This is a genomic window from Kosakonia sacchari SP1, from assembly GCF_000300455.3.
Taxonomy (GTDB): Bacteria; Pseudomonadota; Gammaproteobacteria; order Enterobacterales; family Enterobacteriaceae; genus Kosakonia; species Kosakonia sacchari.
In genome coordinates, this window is sequence record NZ_CP007215.2 from 3,773,518 (window position 1) to 3,792,264 (window position 18,747).

The following is an 18,747-nucleotide window of genomic DNA, read 5'->3' on the forward strand; positions in this document are numbered from 1 at the left end:
AAACCTATACCAGCGATTGTCAATGGCGCTTTGAGCTACCCTACCCCTCTCCCTATACTGGCCCGCGTTGCGTTCTATTAACCTTGTAAATCACAGGAGTACATATGGTACTGGTTACTCGTCAGGCACCGGATTTTACTGCCGCAGCCGTTCTGGGCAGCGGTGAAATTGTTGAAAACTTCAACTTCAAACAGCACACCAACGGTAAAGCGACCGTGCTGTTCTTCTGGCCGATGGACTTCACCTTCGTTTGCCCGTCTGAACTGATCGCTTTCGACAAACGTTACGAAGAGTTCAAAAGCCGCGGTGTGGAAGTGGTTGGCGTCTCTTTCGACTCCGAGTTTGTTCACAACGCATGGCGTAATACGCCGGTTGAGAAAGGCGGTATCGGCGCGGTGAAATACGCGATGGTCGCTGACATCAAACGTGAAATTCAGCAGGCTTACGGTATTGAGCATCCGGACGCGGGCGTTGCCCTGCGTGGTTCTTTCCTGATCGACAAAAACGGCATCGTGCGCCACCAGGTCGTCAATGACCTGCCGCTGGGTCGTAACATCGATGAAATGCTGCGCATGGTTGACGCGCTGCAGTTCCACGAAGAGCACGGCGAAGTGTGCCCGGCGCAGTGGGAAAAAGGCAAAGAAGGGATGAACGCCTCACCGGACGGCGTGGCAAAATACCTGAGCGAAAACGTCTCCAGCCTGTAATTGGCTGTATAGATAAAGGCCCGCACTGCGGGCCTTTTTTATGGCTAATTCAAACCAACATCAGTATGCGTCGTCATCAACAAGTCTGGATCGACCGCATTGTTTTAAGATGACGAACTAACACCACGGGCTGCCGCGGCTTGCCAGGTTCCGCGCACCGTTCAGGGGCAATTCAATGTCGCCCGCTGAAAAAGCGGATCGTTATTTGCCTGTTTTCACTTCACGCCAGATGCGCAGTGCCATCCATACCAGCACCACAACCCCCAACAACAAGACGCCCCACACCAGCACTGTTTTCCACGTCTGCTGTCGCTCTGTCGGTGATGTCGCCGTCAGCCTCTCCTCGCCGCTAAGCACCACACGATCCTGCACTTGCACTTCCGGTATCGCCGTAAGATCGAGCTGTTTACGCAGCGCTTCCGGGATCAATCCTTCCATCGTCACCGCAACAGGCGCCGCTGCCCGGTTGCCCCACGCCAGCATAAACGGGCCCTTGCCCTGCGCATTAAAGACCAGCGATTGTCGGTCACGGCTGCCGGTCACCTGTGGTAATGCTTCGGGTAAACGGGCATCAAGCGTAGTGATGCGCACCGCCTGCACGGCATCGCCTGGCAGGCTGAGCGGCGCGGAAGTACGTCCATTAAGCGCCCATAGCACCGTTTTACTTAACGCTTTCCACTCACCGCTGGCACTGCTGCGCCAGTCAATCGATACCGGCAACACGCCCTCTTGCGCAAGCCTTATCGACAGCGCGCTTAATGGCTGCGGTTGTGCCCATTGATACTGCGCTTCGGTCGGGGAAATCCGTTGTTCGTGGCCTGCCATTTCCACCTGTTCCAGCGGTGTTGGCTCACTACCTGGCCGCGCGGTAACCTGCGTAATCGTTACTGGCAGGTTCGGGGTATCAAACACCATCAGCAAATAACGTACGCCATCGGCGGGCATCGGCTGGTCGAGGTTAATCTGATCGAGTTTCAGCCGATCGCTGCCACTCGCCAGCTCCATCACCGGCGCGTCGTTCTGCAACGTTGTCCAGTTGCGCATATCACTGCTGAAAAAGAGCGTCACTTTGCCACGCCAGTTTTTTACAGGTTCTGACCAGGCCAGCTTCAGCTGCGCGAGATTAAAGTTTTCCGGCGTATTTTCCGGGAACGCCAGTAAATAGCTCTGCCCGACCACCTCGTCAGGCTCGCCTTCAATACGAATATCAACGCCGGACGAGGAGTGCAAACGCACCACATGTTGCCCCTCTGTACCGGTGTCAACCGGCGACGTATCCAGCGGGAATACGCGCAGCGCAATGGGCTCTGGCGCACGCGCGGTGACGCGCTGCGTTTCCAGCGTAAACGGCACACGCTCGCCATCGTGGTTAAACACCCGCACATCGCGCAGATCCGGCCAGGCGCTCTGCGCGTAAGTATCCTGTGGCAGATCGACACGATACCAGGATGCCGGTTGCGGTAGGTCGAGTGTCGCGCCAAACGCGTAATCCGGCGGTGAATCCGGAACAGCATCACTGCCTGTCGCCGCGCCTGCGGTGGTCACCAGTGCGGCCAGTAGTAATCCATGCCATTTTTTCATTGCTCACCTCCCTTGTTCTCTTCCCGCACAGCCTTTGGCGGCAGGGGTGAAAAATACCCCACAATCAGCACCAGCACCGCTACCCCAATAAAGGCAATGGCTCGCGAAAGCCCGCCGCCGCCAGCGCTGTCTACCAGCATTAATTTGAGCAGCACCACGCCCAGCAACACACTGCCGCACAACCACTGCTGGCGCGCATGCTGGCGTGTAGCGCGGATCATCACCACCAGCGCAATCAGCATCCAGAACAGCGCAAAACTGGTCTGAATCAATCGCGACTGCCACAGGCTTTCACTCTCCCAGGCCACATCGCCGTAGTAAGCCAGCAGGCGCAGTAACACACCGTTTAGCCACCAGAAACCAAGCGCCGCCAGTACCCACGGGCGCGCACGCCAGAGTTGCGGCGCAACCGCCGGGTAGTGCGCTTCGGCAAAACGGCTGTACAGCCAGACGCCGAGCAACGCAAACGCCGCGCCCTCTTCCAGCGGGTTAATGACAGGCAGATACGGCATGCCCATCACCACCCCATCGCTCAGATTGGCATACACCAGCAACCACAGCAGCACAGGAACCAGCGGCAATAATCCCAGCGCGCCATACAGCGCAGGCCAGATGCGCCACGGCCAGAACTGGCGGCGAATGGCCGCCAGCGCCAACGCAATCACGACACCACCCGCCGCCATTGGCAGCCCGACCTGCCAGGGTTCATTCCCCCACGCCAGCCCATCAACGAACCACCACAGCTCAGTGCCTGCCGCCAGCAGCAGCATCCACAACAACGAAATATGCAAACCTTGCGACACCCGCGCGGGTATCGTCTCTTGCTCGCGGTAAAGCAGCAGGAACGCGGCTGGCAGTGCGACACACCAGGCCAGATTCGGCCAACCCGCCGCTAGCAGGTGCCCCTCGGTCATAATCTGCCAGACCAGCATGACTGCCATTCCCGGCCATAACAGCCAGCGGGCGTAACCCAGTTCCGGCCACGACCAGCGCAAGCTACCCGCACGCCATAACCATACGGAAAGCGCCAGCAACGCCAGCACGCCGAATCCGTTATCAACGAAGGCTGGCAGCGCAGCCTGAGACGCGCCGCCGAGCGCCACTACCCAAAATGCGATGCCGCCCACCAGCAGTAGCCAGCTTCCCTCTTGTCGCAAACCACGCCACAGCCATGAAGCCGCCAGCCAGCATGCGCTGAGCACGGCAAAGATCAGCAATGTCGACACGGCATTGATGCCGTCCGCCGCCGCCCACAGCGCGCTGCACAACGCCAGCAGAAGTAATGCGCTGCCGCTGTAGCTCATGCGGCGCAGATTTTGCTGCACGCCAAGCCACAAAATACCCAGCCCTTCCAGCGCCCAGGCCATTGCCGTCCAGCGCGCCGACAGCGCCAGCGGAATGGCGAGCGTGGCAAACGCGCCGCCGAGCGCCAGCGCTGCCAGCACCAGCGGTTTTGCGGTTGCAGGGAATCGTTTGAGCGCCAGCATCGCCAGCGCCAGATAGAAGAGGCCAAAGCCCAGCGCGCTAAATGCCGGGCCATAATGCCAGTGTTGCGTGATAGCGTACTGCATACCAAAACCCGCCAGCGGCGGCGCAAAGAGTAAAACACCATCAATAATGCGCTCGCCCCGGCGCTGCGCGCGCAGTGAAAGCGCCACGCTCAGTACACCGAAGATGAGAATGTTAGCCATCAGGAACAACTGGCAGCTGAGATAAAATTCCGGGCGATAGTTATCCATGCCCCACAGCCCGGCAACTCCGAAAGTGAAGACCATGCCGAGCAGGTTCAACTCGCGCCAGTGCTGCCAGATACTGATGGCGAGGATCCCTACCGAAAGCAGAAGGTAAAATGAGAACAACGCAATATGGCTGCCGCCGCCGGTAGAGAGCAGGATCGGCGCGAGATAGCCGCCAAGGCTTGCCAGCAACGCCAGGCTCAGTGCTTTTTGCAGCACCGCCAGGCCAACGCTCGCCGCACAGATAACAATTAACAGCACAAAGGCCAGCGTCATCGGCAGCATCTGCCATAAGCGAAACGCGCCAAAGACGGTGAGATAGAGCGCACCAACCGCGCCGCCTTGCAGTATTAGCGCAAAGACCGTCTGTTTATGCCGCAACCGCCAGCCAAGCCCGAGCAGCACCATCGCCACCAGCGCGACGGCGGCCAGCCGCAATTCGAGCGGGAATAACGCGTATTCCACGGTGTAGCGCAGCAGGAAAGAGAGACCGATAAACAGCAGGATAACGCCCAGTTTTGCCAGTGGGTTGCCCTGCACAAACCAGCGTACCAGTGACGTCACCATTCCCCACGATGCAGTTTCCGGCGTTTTTGTTGTTACGGCAGGTTCGTCAATAGCGGGCGCGGGCATAGCCGGCGCAGGTGTTTCAGCTTTGCGTCCCCACGGGTTTTCCGCCGCCACAGGCGATTCGGCTTTTCGCCCCCACGGGTTTTCCACTGGCGCGGCAGGTTGAGGGATTTCAACCGGTTCGGTGGAATGCGCAATTTCAGCCGCCGCCACCGATGTTGGTTCGCGGCTTTCCGGCGTCGCCGAAAACTGCCGTTCCAGTATGCTCAGCCGCTGACGCAGTTGTTGCAGTTCATTCTGGGTGGCAACGCTGCGTCGCCAGGCAGTGATGGCCACAATGGGCACCACTACCAGCGCCAGAAACAGCACCACCACGCCAAAGAGTAAAAGACCATCCATGTACTATCGCCTTCGCTAAAGGGGAGACGTAATGCCCGCCCCTTTTCGCGTGGCGATTCAGGCGGCGGACCAGACAGATGCGCTAATGGCTGAAAGCGTCAGCACATCATCCTGTAGCGTACCTGTACCTTCCTGAAGCCGCCAGCTTTTCCCCCGTAACAGCGGTGAATCCTCCAGTACAACTTCACAGGCCTCACCCCGGTTAATGGCGACTAAAACCCGTTGTTGACGGTAAACCCGCAAAAATACCAGCACATTGTCGTGCGCATAAATCACCAGACAGCCGCCGTAGCGCAACGCTTGCGAACGTGAACGCAACTTCGCCATGCGCTGATAAAGCGCCAGCAGCTTGCCATCCTGGCGCTTTTTGTCCCACGGGAATGGCTTGCGGCAAAACGGATCGTTAGCGCCATCCAGCCCCACTTCGTCGCCGTAATAAATACACGGCGTGCCCGGCCAGCTAAACAGCCAGACCACCGCCAACGGTAAGCGCGCAATGTCGTTGCCGAGCACCGTTTTAAAGCGCGGCGTATCGTGACTGTCGAGCTGGTTAAACATGCGCAATTGCTGCTGATGCGACAGCCCGGCGCGGTAGTTATCCATCCATGCCGCGCAGGTTTGCGCATCGATTTTTTGCGGATCATAAGAGAGATCGGTCTTAGCCAGAAAAGCCCACACTGGCAGGGTAAAACCGCGATAATTCATCGCCGCGTCTTCGGCATCCGCCTGTAACCACTGGCGGGCATCACCAAAATGTTCGCCAACAACATACGCCTGCGGCTGAGTCTCTTTCGCCGCCTGCGTAATGCCCGTGACATGGCACAAATTGTTACGCGCACCGCCATCTTCGCCCAGCATATGCACCACATCCAGCCGCCAGCCATCCATGTGCCACGGCGCTTTCAACCAGTGGCGCACCACGCTCTCTTCGCCCTGATAGATTTCGTCCACGACCGCGGGTGACTGGTAATCGAGTTTCGGCAGGCTCGCATACCCCAGCCAGTCGCGGGCGTGACCATTTTCATCAAAGCTGAACCAGCTACGCCAGCGTGAGTCCGGGTTGTGGCACGCACCACCCGTTGCGCGGTTATGCCGGTCGAACCACGCGTGGGAATCGCCGGTGTGATTAAAAACGCCATCCAGAATTAGCTTCATACCCGCTTCGCACGTGTTGTGTCGCAGGCGCAGTAGCGCCTCATCGCCGCCGAACTGCGGATCAACATGGCGATAATCTTCGGTGTCATATTTATGTACGCTGGGGGCGACAAATACCGGGTTGAGATACAGCGCAGTGACGCCGAGCTTTTTCAGGTACGGCAGTTTTTCGCTGATGCCGTCAAGATCGCCGCCATAAAAGGTCGAACCGCCCGCGTCGCCAGTCAGCGGATCGTCCCATTCACGCATGACGATTGGCTGCCCGGCCGCATGGTGATGATAGATTTGGTCTTGATTTTCGCCGCGCGGCAGGCTGCGGGCAAAACGATCCGGGAAAATCTGATAGAACACCTGATCCGCCACCCATTGCGGCCCGCTATCCGGCGCATCTATAGCGAACTGCTCAAGCCGCGCGGGCGGAAAGTGGCTAAAACCCTGCGGCGTAAACCAGATCTGGCGGTTTTCCCATAGCAGTTTAAAGCTGTAGCGACGACGCGGCTGCCCATTCGCGACATCGATTGCCGCCCGCCAGACAGTCACCCCATCGGCTGTCGGTTTGCGCGCGCGATGCATTACTACCGGCGTCTCTTCGTTATCGATTTCCGTGCGCAGCGTCACCCGCTCCGGCAGCGAGGTTCCGCTTAGCCAAAGGCTAATAACTAATTGATCCTGATTCTGTTTCACAAACGGCGCGACGGGCAAATGCCATGCATTCAACATCAAAAAATCCCCTTTGCTCAAAATGACGCCACTCTTCCACAGCGATTCTCACCCTGCCTCCTTCTTTCCGCTTTTTTCCGGGGGTGAGAGAGAGGGCGCAGATGTGATCTGGCGAGATATTCACCAGGCATTTGTGTGAGTTTTTCCGCGCCCGCTTCGTGCTGATGCCCGAAGCCGCAGGCAGACGTGCTTTTTATACTGATAAAAACTATAGATGAATAAAGGGCTTAGTATGAGCAACAAACCCGAGATCCTCGTCATTAGCGAAATTCCGCAGGCGATGATCGACACCCTCGAACGCCATTTCGTGGTGCATCGTTACTGGCAGCCCAATGCACAGGCTCTAGTGCGCGAACGCGCTTCTGCCATACGTGGCGCCTTGACACGCGCCGCGAAAGGCATCAGTACCGCGCTGATAGAGCAGCTTCCAGCGCTGGAAGTGATCAGCGGTTTCGGCGTCGGCGTGGATGCCACCGATCTCAATGTCTGTCGCCAGCGCGGAATAAAAGTCAGCAACACACCGAACGTGCTTAACGAATGCGTGGCCGATACCGGGCTGGCGTTAATGCTGGCCGTGACGCGGAAAATTTGCGAGGCCGACCGCTTTGCTCGCGCGGGCGAATGGGAACATGGCGCCTTTCCCGGCGCATGGAAGATGAGCGGCAAGCGCTGTGGCATTGTTGGCATGGGCAATATTGGCCATGACATCGCCCAACGTGCCGCGGCATTCAATATGCCGATTCATTATTTCAGCCCACGGGAAGCGCGCAACAACCACTGGCAGCGCCATGACTCGCTTATCAAGCTGGCGAACGCGGTCGATTTTTTAGTGCTCACATTGCCAGGCGGTGCGAAAACGCAGCACATTATCAACCGTGAAGTGCTGGAAGCGCTGGGGCCGGAGGGCATTCTGATCAATATTGCGCGCGGCAGCGTGGTTGATACGGAGGCGTTAATCGCTGTGCTTCAGGAAGGGAAATTACGCGGCGCCGGGCTGGATGTGTTTGAAGAGGAACCGCATATTCCGCCCGCGCTGCGCAGCCTGCAAAACGTGGTGTTATTGCCGCATATCGCCAGTAATACCGCCGAAACGCGCCAGGCGATGGCGGATCTAACCATCAATAATCTGGTGAGCTATTTTGCGCAAGGGAAACTGCTGACGCCGGTGGTGTAAGCCAGTAACGAGGGGAACATGCCGGACAAGCCTGACGCTTATCCGGCACAGTTATCAGGCTTTGCGGCGTTTAAACATCCAGCCAATCAGCAGCAGCACAATCCACGCGAAGCCAACATACAGAGAGATGCGGGTGTCCGGGTGCCAGCCAATCAGCACAATAATAAACACGAGGAAAATCAACCCGGCAACGGTAGTGGCTACCCCACCAGGCACTTTGAATTTCAGCGCTTTCACTTCATCAGCAGAGAGACGGCGGCGGAAACCAATCTGCGAGAGCAGGATCATGATCCACACCCACACCGTGGCGAAGGTCGCCAACGAGGCAATCACCAGGAAGACATTTTCCGGCATGATGTAGTTCAGATAGACCGCCAGCAGCAGCGCGACCGTCATCACCATCACCGTGACCCACGGAATACCGCGACGCGAGGTTTTGGCGAACATCTTCGGCGCACTTCCCTGCTCAGCCATGCCGTGCAGCATCCGTCCGACACCGAACACATCGCTGTTGATGGCGGAAAGCGAGGCGGTCAACACCACAAAGTTAAGAATGCTGGCGGCAAAGGTGATACCCATATGCTGGAAGGTCAGCACAAACGGGCTGCCGTTAGTGCCTACCTGGTTCCATGGATAAATGGACATAATCACGAACAGCGTCCCAACATAGAACACCAGAATACGCAGCGGCACGGAGTTGATGGCGCGCGGGATCGACTTTTCCGGGTCTTTCGCTTCGCCGGCGGTGATACCAATGATCTCAATACCGCCGTAGGCGAACATCACCATCTGCAGCGCCATCACCGTGCCAAGCCAGCCATTGCTGAAGAAGCCGCCGTGGCTCCACAAGTTGCTGATGCCGGTCGGCTCACCACCGTTGCCAATCCCCCAGATGATGATGCCGAACCCGGCGACAATCATGATGATGATCGTGGCGACTTTAAAGAACGAGAACCAGAACTCCAGTTCGCCGAACACCTTCACGCTCATCAGGTTAATGGCGCAGATAATCAGCACCACGCTCAATACCCAAATCCAGTGCGGCACCGTCGGGAACCAGACGCCCATATAGATGCCGAAAGCGGTCACATCGGCAATGGCGACAATCAGGATTTCAAAACAGTAGGTCCAGCCGGTGATATAACCGGCCAGCGGGCCGAGATTTTCCTGCGCGTAGCGGGAGAAGGAACTGGCAGAAGGGTTATGCACGGACATTTCGCCCAGCGCACGCATAATGATATACGCGGCGACACCGCCAATAATGTAAGCCAGCAGCACGCTTGGCCCGGCCATTTTGATGGCGTCTGCGGAGCCGTAAAACAACCCGGTGCCAATCGCTGAACCCAGCGCCATAAAGCGAATGTGGCGGGTGCTTAGCCCACGCTTCAGCTTATTAGTACTTTCCATCGTTTCCACTGCCATTATTCAACACAAAAATAAAAAACCACGGAGCGCGTACCCCGTGGTTAAACAAACCGTGTTTGCTGCTGTTAATGCGCGCTGGAAGTCACTTGTCGTCCTGCAGCGCGATCCCAGATTGCGGCCAGAATCACCATCACCAGACTTGGCATCAACCAGGCCAGCCCCTGCTCCGCCAGCGGCAAGCGCTGTGTCCAGGCAGGAAGGTGTTCAGCAAACGCGGAGGCTTTCACGCCGTCAAGGATACCAAAAAGCAGGCTGATAAACATGACCGGTGCGATAACGCGTGTTGAACTGTTCCAGAAGGAGCGGGTAAAACTCAGCACCACCAGTACGATACAGGGCGGGTAGATCATCGTCAGCACCGGAATCGAAATCTGAATCAGGTGGCTCAACCCGAGGTTGGACACCGCCATTGAGAAGATACCCAGAATAAACACCAGCGCACGGTAAGAGAGCGGCAGATACTGCGCGAAAAACTCGGCACAGGCGCAGGTCAGGCCAACCGCCGTCACCAGGCAGGCGATGAAAATCAGTGCCGCCAGCAGGAAGCTGCCCGCACCGCCAAAGGTGTGCTGAACGTAAGCATGCAGAATGGCAGCGCCATTGGCAGATTGCTCAACCAGCGAAGAGCTGTCTGAGCCCAGGCGGAACAGCGCCAGATACAGCAGCGTCAGACCCACGCCAGCCATCAGGCCAGCCCAAACGGTGTAACGGGTCAGCAGACGCGCTTCGGTCACGCCGCGCGAACGCGCCGCGTTAACAATCACAATGCCGAAAACCATCGCGCCTAGCGTATCCATCGTCAGGTAGCCGTTGACGAAACCGTTGGAGAAAGAGGCGTTCTGGTAGGCGTCCAGCGCGTGGCTGATGGAACCCGCCGGCCAGACAATCGCGGCGATCGAGAGGATAGTCAGCGCGATGATTTTCAACGGGGCAAGGAAGTTACCCACGGTATCAAGCAGTTTGCCCGGATAGAGCGACACCAGGATCACCAGCGCGAAGTAAACCACGCTGTAAATCAGCAGCGGCATCGCGCCTTCGCCGGTCAGCGGTGCAATCCCGACTTCAAACGAGACGGTTGCCGTACGCGGCGTCGCAAACAGTGGCCCAACCGCCAGGTAGCAAACCGTTGCCAGCAGAACACCCGCCACTTTCCCAATCGGCGTGCTTAGGCTATCGACGCCACCGCCGACTTTCGCCAGCGCGACAACGGTGAGCACCGGCAAACCCACAGCGGTAATCAGAAAGCCAAACGCCGCCGTCCAGACGTGTTCACCCGCCTGTAAGCCGACCATCGGAGGAAAAATGATGTTACCTGCGCCTACGAAGAGGGCAAAGGTCATAAAGCCCAGAGCAACAATGTCTCGTGGTTTTAAGTGATGGGTCATAAGTTTTACTGCCTGTGGATGTGGTGTCGTAAAGTGATGAATTATTGGCCTTTCCCGACCGAACAATAAAACGCCAATTGCGTGAAAAATCAGCGGGAAATGCTTTATGTACAACGTGGCGAAGAATAGTTTTTCGATTTACCACGTAAACACAGTCGGTCTGACAATGTACGGGCGCAATTTAAACGCTTATAACGTTTAAAGGCAAGGTGGGATCGCAAAACCAGATGGTTATGCTGCATTGCAAAAAACAAGCAGTCAAATACTCCATTTATAAGAAAAACACATGGCTGATCATGCGAACAAAAAAGCAGCAGACGTACAAAATACGTTTCAGCTGTGGTAGACGGTGCGGGAAAGCGGCCTGTTTTCGCAGGCCGCTGGAAAGATATGCTGACAGAGCCTTCAGGAAGCGGCTTTTTTGGCAACCAGACGTTCCGGCAGGACAAAGCTAAAGCGGGTACGCTTGCCCGGTTCGCTGACGATATCAAGGCGGCTTTCGTGGTGATTCACCGCGTGTTTGACAATCGCTAACCCAAGACCGCTGCCGCCGGTTTGCCGCGAGCGGGCTTTATCCACCCGGTAGAAACGTTCGGTCAGGCGCGGAATATGTTCTGCGGCAATGCCCGGTCCGTTATCTTCCACGCTAAATTCCGCGCCCTGCGGTACATGCTGCCAGCGCACAATAACGTGCGTGCCTGCAGGCGTGTGGTTGACGGCGTTATAGACCAGATTCGAGATTGCGCTACGCAGTTGCTCCTCATTACCAAGCACTTTGAGCGCGTTATCCACTTCAAAACTGAAAGTGTGCTTTTGTTGACTGAGGGTTTGCGCTTCCCGTTCGACAACCCGCAACATCATCGGCACATCAATGGTTTCGTTAGGCGGTAGCGTCGGCGCAGCTTCAATTTTCGACAGCGTGAGTAACTGGCGGACCAACCCTTCCATCCGCGACGTTTGTTCACGCATAGTGTGCAGCGCTTTTTCGCGCGGCGCCCCTTCCAGTGTTTGCTCCTGCATCATTTCCAGGTAGCCCTGCAAAACCGTTAACGGCGTGCGCAGTTCATGACTAACGTTGGCAAAAAAGTTACGCCGCGCACCTTCCAGCTGGTGCATTTGCGTCACATCACGCGCCACCATTAGCAGTTGTTGCTCGCTGTAGGGCATGACGCGGATCTCAAGATGCCGCCCATTATTGAGCACCAGATGCAGAGGTCGGCCAAACTCCTGATTCCTGATGTATTTCGTAAATTCTGGGTAGCGCAGCAAGTTAAGGATATTCTGGCCGTTGTCGTCCGGCCAGCGCAGCCCCAGCATCTGCTGTGCAAGACCGTTACACCAGAAAATCGCCCCCTCTTCGGTGGTGAGGATCACCGCATCCGGCAGCGATTCCGCACCGCTGCGAAAGCGTTTGATCAAATTTCCCAGTTCGCGGCGGCGCTTTTTGTTACGCATCTGCATCTGGTGTAGCCCGTAAAGTAGCGGCTCCCAGCTTCCCGTGCCCGGCGGCGGCGTCATGCTTTTATCGACCCACAACCACCAGGAAAGGCGCAGTAAATTCCAGAAATGCCAGATCAGCAACCCGGTTACCGCGGCGAACAAAAACCAGGGCAGGTAACCGAAAATCGCGCCGAGAATAAAGGCGGGGATACAACAAAGGAGGAGCTCCAGCACCAGCCTTTTCCATGACAGCCGTTCCAGCACGCGTCACACTCCTGTCAAATTTCAGAAACGGGTCGAAAAACGATATCCCGTGCCGCGCACTGTTTGCACCATACGATCGTGGCCGCTGTGTTCCAGCGCTTTGCGCAGACGGCGAATATGCACGTCCACGGTTCTGTCTTCAACGTAAACATTGGTTCCCCATACGTGGTTCAGCAGTTGTTCGCGGCTATAAACACGTTCGGGGTGCGTCATAAAGAAATGTAAGAGTTTAAACTCTGTCGGTCCCATATCCAGCGGATTCTCACCGGTCATTACGCGATGTGAGGAAGGATCGAGGCTCAGCCCCTGCATTTCAATCACCTCTTCCACCGCCATCGGTGAAATACGGCGCATCACGGCTTTAATGCGCGCGACCAGCTCTTTCGGTGAAAATGGCTTGGTAATGTAATCGTCCGCCCCCGTTTCCAGACCGCGAACGCGATCCTCTTCCTCCCCGCGCGCGGTCAGCATCATCACCGGAATATCACGGGTCATCGCTTCGCGTTTAAGATGTTTAATAAACTGAATGCCAGAACCGCCAGGCAGCATCCAGTCCAGTAAAACCAGGTCGGGCCAGGGTTCGTTAAGTTGGTTCACCGCGCTGTCATAATCTTCAGCTTCCACCGGTTGAAAACCATTTTGCTCGAGCACGAAGCACACCATTTCACGGATCGGTGCTTCATCTTCTACGACCAGAATTCGTCTCGCCATAATTCGCCCTGTTTTAATTAAGTCGTCAGTATAGGTAGCGGCGCCATTATGCGTCAGTTTTATGACAGATTTATGAATAAGATGACCGCTATATGACCCGCGCGGTGGCTGTGTGACAGCGCAAATTTGCGTTCGGTTATGTCCCTCATCTGCTTAATGTTTATAATCTGCTTTACGCTTTTTCGCCACGGAACCGCTATGCGCATCATTCACACTTCAGACTGGCATCTGGGTCAAAACTTCTACAGTAAAAACCGCGCCGCCGAACATGACGCTTTTCTCGACTGGCTGCTCGCCGCCGCCGAAACGCATCAGGTGGATGCCATTATTGTCGCAGGCGATATTTTCGACACTGGTTCCCCGCCCAGCTATGCCCGCGAGCTTTATAACCGCTTTGTGGTCAAACTCCAGCAAACGGGCTGCCAGCTTATCGTGCTGGCGGGAAACCACGATTCCGTGGCCACACTAAACGAATCAAAAGAGATCCTCGCCTACCTGAAAACCACCGTGGTAGCCAGTGCAGGCGCCCAGCCGTTCCTGCTAGAGCGCCGCGATGGCGAACCCGGTGCGGTATTTTGTCCGGTGCCATTTTTACGCCCGCGCGACATTACCGTTAGCCAGGCAGGGCTTTCCGGACAACAAAAACATCAACATTTGCTGGCGGCGATCACCGATTACTATCAACAGCAATTTACTAAAGCCTGTGAACTGCGCGGTGACAAACCACTGCCGATTATCGCCAGCGGCCATTTAACCACGGTGGGTGCCAGTAAAAGTGACGCGGTACGTGATATTTATATCGGCACGTTAGACGCCTTCCCTGCACAAAATTTTCCGCCGGTGGATTACCTCGCGCTCGGCCACATTCATCGGGCGCAGAAGATTGGCGGCCAGGAGCATATCCGCTACTGCGGCTCGCCCATTGCGTTGAGTTTTGATGAAACCGGGAAAAACAAAAGCGTCAATCTGGTGACATTCGCCGAAGGTAAGCTCGCCGATGTCACGGCGCTGGCGGTGCCGGCAACCCAACCGTTAGCGGTGATCAAAGGCGATTTTGTTGAAATCTGCCGTCAGTTAGAACAGTGGCGCAATGCCCCCGCAGAGCCCCCCGTATGGCTGGATATTGAAATCGAAAGTCATGAATATCTGGCGGATATGCAGCGCAAAATCCAGCAGGTGACAGAAGATTTGCCAGTCGAAGTGCTGCTGGTGCGCCGCAGCCGCGAACAGCGCGAACGAATTCTTTCCGGCGAGTTACGCGAAACCTTAAACGAATTAAAAGTCGAAGAGGTCTTCGCCCGCCGCCTTGCGCTGGCAGAACTCGACGACACACAAAATGCGCGGTTACACACGCTGTTTAGCGAAGCGCGCCAGGCGCTGGATGAGGAGAATGAGGCATGAAAATCCTGAGCCTGCGGCTAAAAAACCTGAACTCGCTTAAAGGCGAGTGGAAAATAGACTTCACCGAAGAGCCGTTCGCAAGCAACGGTCTGTTCGCCATTACCGGCGCGACCGGTGCGGGGAAAACCACGCTGCTCGACGCCATCTGCCTGGCGCTGTACCACGAAACACCGCGCCTTAGCACCCTTTCACAATCGCAAAACGATTTAATGACCCGCGATACAGCTGACTGCCTTGCCGAAGTGGAGTTTGAAGTGAAAGGCGTCGCCTACCGCGCGTTCTGGAGCCAGAGCCGCGCCCGCGGGCTGCCGGATGGAAACTTGCAAGCCCCGCGCGTTGAGCTGGCGGCCTGCGCCGATGGCAAAATCCTTGCCGATAAAGTGAAAGATAAGCTTGATCTTACCGCCTCACTGACCGGGCTGGATTATGGCCGCTTTACCCGTTCCATGCTGCTGTCGCAGGGGCAGTTCGCCGCCTTCCTCAATGCGAAACCGCGTGAACGCGCAGAGCTGCTCGAAGAGCTGACCGGCACCGAGATTTACGGCCAGATTTCCGCCATGGTGTTTGAAAAACACAAAGCGGCGAAAACCCGGCTTGAGCAGTTGCAGGCGCAGGCAAAAGGCGTGGAACTGCTTAGTGATGAGCAGCGCCAGCAGCTTGCGCAACGTTTGCAGGCGCTTACTGACGAAGAGCAACGTTTGCTGGCAGGGCAGCGCGACATACAGGCGCAGGCCAACTGGTTGAACCGCGACGCAGAGTTACGCGCCGCGCGCGGACGCGCGCAGGCCGCACTGGTACAGGCTCAGCAGGCGCTGGCCGGTGCTCAGCCTCAGATAGCGGCGCTGGAACGCGCGCAACCGGCGCTGCAATTGCGCCCGCTATGGGATCGGCTTGAGGAGCAGCGTAAAGCGCTGGTTCGCACCCGTGCGCAGAGCGAAGAAGTAAATACTCGCTTACATGCCAGCCTGTTACAGCGTGCGCGCATTCGCGTTAGCGCCCAGCAGCAGCATGCAACATTGCGGGAAACGCAGAAAACGCTGGAAAGCTGGCTTGCTGAGAACGCCCGTTTTGAGCGCTGGCAGAACGAATTAACCGGCTGGCGCGTGTTGTTCAACCAGCTGGAAGAAGAGAAAAAACAGTGGCTCGGCCTGCAACAGCGTGTGCAGACTCACGAGGCGAAACTGCGCACCTTGCCTGAATCGACACTGGCAATGAGCGCGGAAGAGACGGCGGCGGCAATGGCGTTGTGCGCGCAAAACCGCCCGCTACGCCAGCAACTTACCGCCCTGCATGCCCGTTTTGCTCCGCTGCGCAAACAGCTGGCGCAGCGCCAGCAGAGCTTGCTTGATTTACGCGCCGAGCAGGAAAAGATCGGTGTTGAACTGGCGCGTAAACGCGAGCTGTACAAAGAGAAAAACCAGCTGCTGACGGAAGTCACGACCATTTGCGAGCTGGAAAACCGCATCAAAGATCTGGAAAGCGAGCGCGCGCGTCTGCAACCGGGTCACCCTTGCCCGCTGTGTGGCGCAACCGAACATCCGGCGATTGCGCATTATCAAACTCTTGAGCCAGGCGTCAATCAGGCACGGCGCAGCGCGCTGGATCTGGAAGTGCGCCAGGTCAAAGAGGATGGCGTCGCACTTGGCGAGCGGCTGAAAGGGTTGGCTGAACGCTACGAAAAAGATGAGCGCGAAGTGAAAAACCTACAACAAGAGGAGCAAAACTGGTTGCAGGAGTGGGCAAAAGCCTGTGCCGCGCTCAGCGTCACGCTGGAGCCGCATCGCGAGCTTACCAGTTGGCAAAGCGCGCAGGATGCTTATGAACATCAGCTTTATTTGCTGAACCAGCGCCAGACACTGCAGTTGCAAATCCGCGAACTTCATCAACAAAGCGAGCAGTATCAACAAGCTGTGGTTGCCCGCCGTGAAAAACTGGCGACCACGCTGCAACAACTGGATCTGGCCCTGCCGCCGGAAGGCGAAGAGGAGCTGTGGCTGGCGGCGCGCACGCAGGAAGCCGAACAGTGGCAATATCAGCAGCAACAGCTCAGTGCGCTGCACGAAAAGATGGCGCAACTCACGCCGATCCTCGACACACTACCGGAAAGCGACAGCGCCAACGACGGGCAGACAGCAGCGCTGGAAGGCTGGCGGAAAGTACACGATGCCTGTCTTGCGCTGCAAAGCCAGTGGCAAACCCTGCATCAGCAACTGGCGCAAGAGGAGCAAACCGCAGCCGCGCTGGAGCAACAATTTACCGATGCGCTGGGAAAAAGCGTTTTCACCGATCATCAGGCCTTTCTAGACGCCCTGCTCACCGAACCTGAACGCCAGCGCCTTGAGCAGTTACGTCAGAAGCTCGACAGCGAATGCCAGCAGAAACAGGCAGTAGCGAACAGCGCTGAACAGGCACTGAGCGCACACCAGGCACAGCCGCCTGCGGCACTCGCCCCGGATACCACGGTTGAAAGCATCGGCCTGGCGCTGGACTCGATGTCGCACCAGCTTCGGGAAAATACCACCCGCCAGGGGGAATGCCGTCAACAGTTGAAGCAGGATGAAGATAACCGTAAGCGCCAGCAAAATGTAATGCAGGAGATAGCGCATGCCAGCGTGTTGTATGACGACTGGGGCCATCTGAATGCGCTTATCGGCTCCAAAGAGGGAGATAAATTCCGCAAATTCGCCCAGGGTTTAACGCTGGATAACCTCGTCTGGCTGGCGAACAACCAGCTTAATCGCCTGCACGGACGTTATCTGCTGAAACGCAAGGAGAGCGATGCCCTGGAACTGGAGGTAGTCGACACCTGGCAAGCGGATGCGGTACGCGATACACGCACCCTTTCCGGCGGCGAGAGTTTCCTGGTCAGTCTGGCGCTGGCACTGGCGCTCTCCGATCTGGTGAGTCATAAAACCCGCATCGATTCACTGTTCCTCGATGAAGGCTTCGGCACGCTGGACAGCGAAACGCTGGACACGGCGCTGGATGCTCTTGACGCGCTGAACGCCAGCGGCAAAACCATCGGCGTGATTAGCCATGTGGAAGCAATGAAAGAGCGCATCCCGGTGCAGATCAAAGTGAAGAAAATTAACGGACTGGGCTACAGCAAGCTCGACGGGAAATTCGCGGTGAGTTAAAAATCAGGGCGCTTAACCGCGCCCTTGTTGTTTATTCGCCCTGCGGCCACAGCCAGGCCGCGCCGCGTACGCCACTGGAATCGCCGTGCAGCGCTTTGCGGATCGGCGTTTCGCACTCACCGCCAAATACCCAATTGCGCAGCAGCACCGGTACGGTCTGGTAAAGACGCTCGACGTTACTCATGCCGCCGCCCAGCACAATCACATCCGGGTCAAGAATGTTCACCACATGCGCCAGCGATTTCGCCAGCCGCAGCTCGTAGCGGCTAATCGCCAGTTCCGCCACCGCATCCTGTTCGTTGACCAGACGCATGATCTCATTGCCCCTGAGCGCCTTGCCGCTAAGCCGCTGATAATCCGTGGCAAAGCCGGTGCCGGAAATAAAGGTTTCAATACAGCCCTGCTTGCCGCAATAACAGGGAACTTCGCTGCGATAGCGCAGCTCGTCCTCATCCATCCACGGCAACGGATTGTGCCCCCACTCGCCTGCGGTGCCGTTACCGCCGATGTGCGCATGCCCGTTAAGCGCCACACCGGAGCCGCAGCCGGTGCCAATAATCACCGCAAACACCGTTTGCGCACCGGCTGCCGCGCCGTCCACCGCCTCGGAAACCGCCAGGCAGTTGGCATCGTTTGCCAGCCTCACTTCGCGATTTAACCGCTGGCTCAAATCCTTATCGAACGGTTTACCGTTCAACCAGGTTGAATTGGCATTTTTCACCACACCGGTGTAGGGCGAAATCGAACCGGGAATGCCCATGCCCACCGTGCCGCGCTGCCCGGTCGCTTTTTCCGTGAGATCCACCAACGAGGCGATTAGCTCAATGGTCTGCCAATAGTCACGCGGCGTGGCCTGGCGATGGCGAAACAACTCTTCGCCTTGTTCACCCAGCGCAATGATTTCTGTTTTTGTACCACCTAAGTCGATACCGATACGCACAT

At 57.0% G+C, this 18,747-nt stretch carries 12 protein-coding genes; 4 read left to right on the forward strand and 8 right to left on the reverse strand.

The features are described 5' to 3' along the window. Positions 1 to 104 precede the first annotated feature (104 nt). A complete protein-coding gene (locus tag C813_RS40910; protein WP_017458841.1) occupies positions 105 to 707 on the forward strand; it encodes a peroxiredoxin C in 603 nt (200 codons plus the stop codon). Between the two features lie 201 nt (positions 708 to 908). On the opposite strand, the gene C813_RS40915 is transcribed toward C813_RS40910, so the two are convergent. The 3 genes from C813_RS40915 to malZ are packed head-to-tail and all read right to left on the reverse strand — an operon-like array spanning position 909 to position 6,868. Continuing rightward, positions 909 to 2,288 (reverse strand): DUF3999 family protein, encoded by a 1,380-nt coding sequence (locus C813_RS40915; protein WP_017458840.1) that lies wholly within the window; start codon positions 2,286 to 2,288, stop codon positions 909 to 911. Then, positions 2,285 to 4,993 (reverse strand): DUF2339 domain-containing protein, encoded by a 2,709-nt coding sequence (locus C813_RS40920; RefSeq protein WP_017458839.1) that lies wholly within the window; start codon positions 4,991 to 4,993, stop codon positions 2,285 to 2,287. The genes C813_RS40915 and C813_RS40920 overlap by 4 nt, the downstream gene beginning before the upstream one ends. A gap of 57 nt (positions 4,994 to 5,050) precedes the next feature. Further along, the gene (malZ, locus tag C813_RS40925) at positions 5,051 to 6,868 is read right to left on the reverse strand and encodes a maltodextrin glucosidase (protein WP_017458838.1); all 1,818 of its coding nucleotides are present in this window, start codon (positions 6,866 to 6,868) and stop codon (positions 5,051 to 5,053) included. Positions 6,869 to 7,100: 232 nt separating this feature from the next. On the opposite strand from malZ, the gene C813_RS40930 reads away from it, so the two are divergent. Continuing rightward, positions 7,101 to 8,042, forward strand: coding sequence for a 2-hydroxyacid dehydrogenase (locus C813_RS40930; protein WP_040016561.1), 942 nt, complete (start codon positions 7,101 to 7,103; stop codon positions 8,040 to 8,042). 54 nt (positions 8,043 to 8,096) lie between these two features. On the opposite strand, the gene proY is transcribed toward C813_RS40930, so the two are convergent. The 4 genes from proY to phoB form a co-directional block, all read right to left on the reverse strand. Further along, complete coding sequence (proY, locus tag C813_RS40935; RefSeq protein WP_017458836.1) at positions 8,097 to 9,449, reverse strand: proline-specific permease ProY; 1,353 nt, start codon at positions 9,447 to 9,449, stop codon at positions 8,097 to 8,099. Positions 9,450 to 9,532: 83 nt separating this feature from the next. Continuing rightward, entirely contained in the window at positions 9,533 to 10,852 is a 1,320-nt protein-coding gene (gene brnQ / locus C813_RS40940; RefSeq protein ID WP_017458835.1) for a branched-chain amino acid transporter carrier protein BrnQ, read from the reverse strand. A 405-nt stretch (positions 10,853 to 11,257) separates the two neighbouring features. Continuing rightward, positions 11,258 to 12,556 (reverse strand): phosphate regulon sensor histidine kinase PhoR, encoded by a 1,299-nt coding sequence (gene phoR / locus C813_RS40945; RefSeq protein WP_017458834.1) that lies wholly within the window; start codon positions 12,554 to 12,556, stop codon positions 11,258 to 11,260. 21 nt (positions 12,557 to 12,577) lie between these two features. Continuing rightward, on the reverse strand, positions 12,578 to 13,267 hold the full coding sequence (gene phoB, locus C813_RS40950; RefSeq protein WP_007373472.1) for a phosphate response regulator transcription factor PhoB: 690 nt from the start codon (positions 13,265 to 13,267) through the stop codon (positions 12,578 to 12,580). A 198-nt stretch (positions 13,268 to 13,465) separates the two neighbouring features. Between phoB and sbcD the strand changes: the two genes are divergently transcribed. Both sbcD and sbcC read left to right on the forward strand, forming a co-directional pair. Continuing rightward, complete coding sequence (gene sbcD / locus C813_RS40955) at positions 13,466 to 14,668, forward strand: exonuclease subunit SbcD (RefSeq protein ID WP_017458833.1); 1,203 nt, start codon at positions 13,466 to 13,468, stop codon at positions 14,666 to 14,668. Next, positions 14,665 to 17,805: an exonuclease subunit SbcC gene (gene sbcC / locus C813_RS40960; RefSeq protein ID WP_017458832.1), complete on the forward strand. Its 3,141-nt coding sequence runs from the start codon at positions 14,665 to 14,667 to the stop codon at positions 17,803 to 17,805. Before sbcD ends, sbcC begins: the two co-directional genes overlap by 4 nt. A gap of 31 nt (positions 17,806 to 17,836) precedes the next feature. Here the strand turns inward: sbcC and mak are convergent, their stop codons facing one another. Continuing rightward, complete coding sequence (mak, locus tag C813_RS40965; protein WP_017458831.1) at positions 17,837 to 18,745, reverse strand: fructokinase; 909 nt, start codon at positions 18,743 to 18,745, stop codon at positions 17,837 to 17,839. Between the last annotated feature and the right edge of the window lie 2 nt (positions 18,746 to 18,747).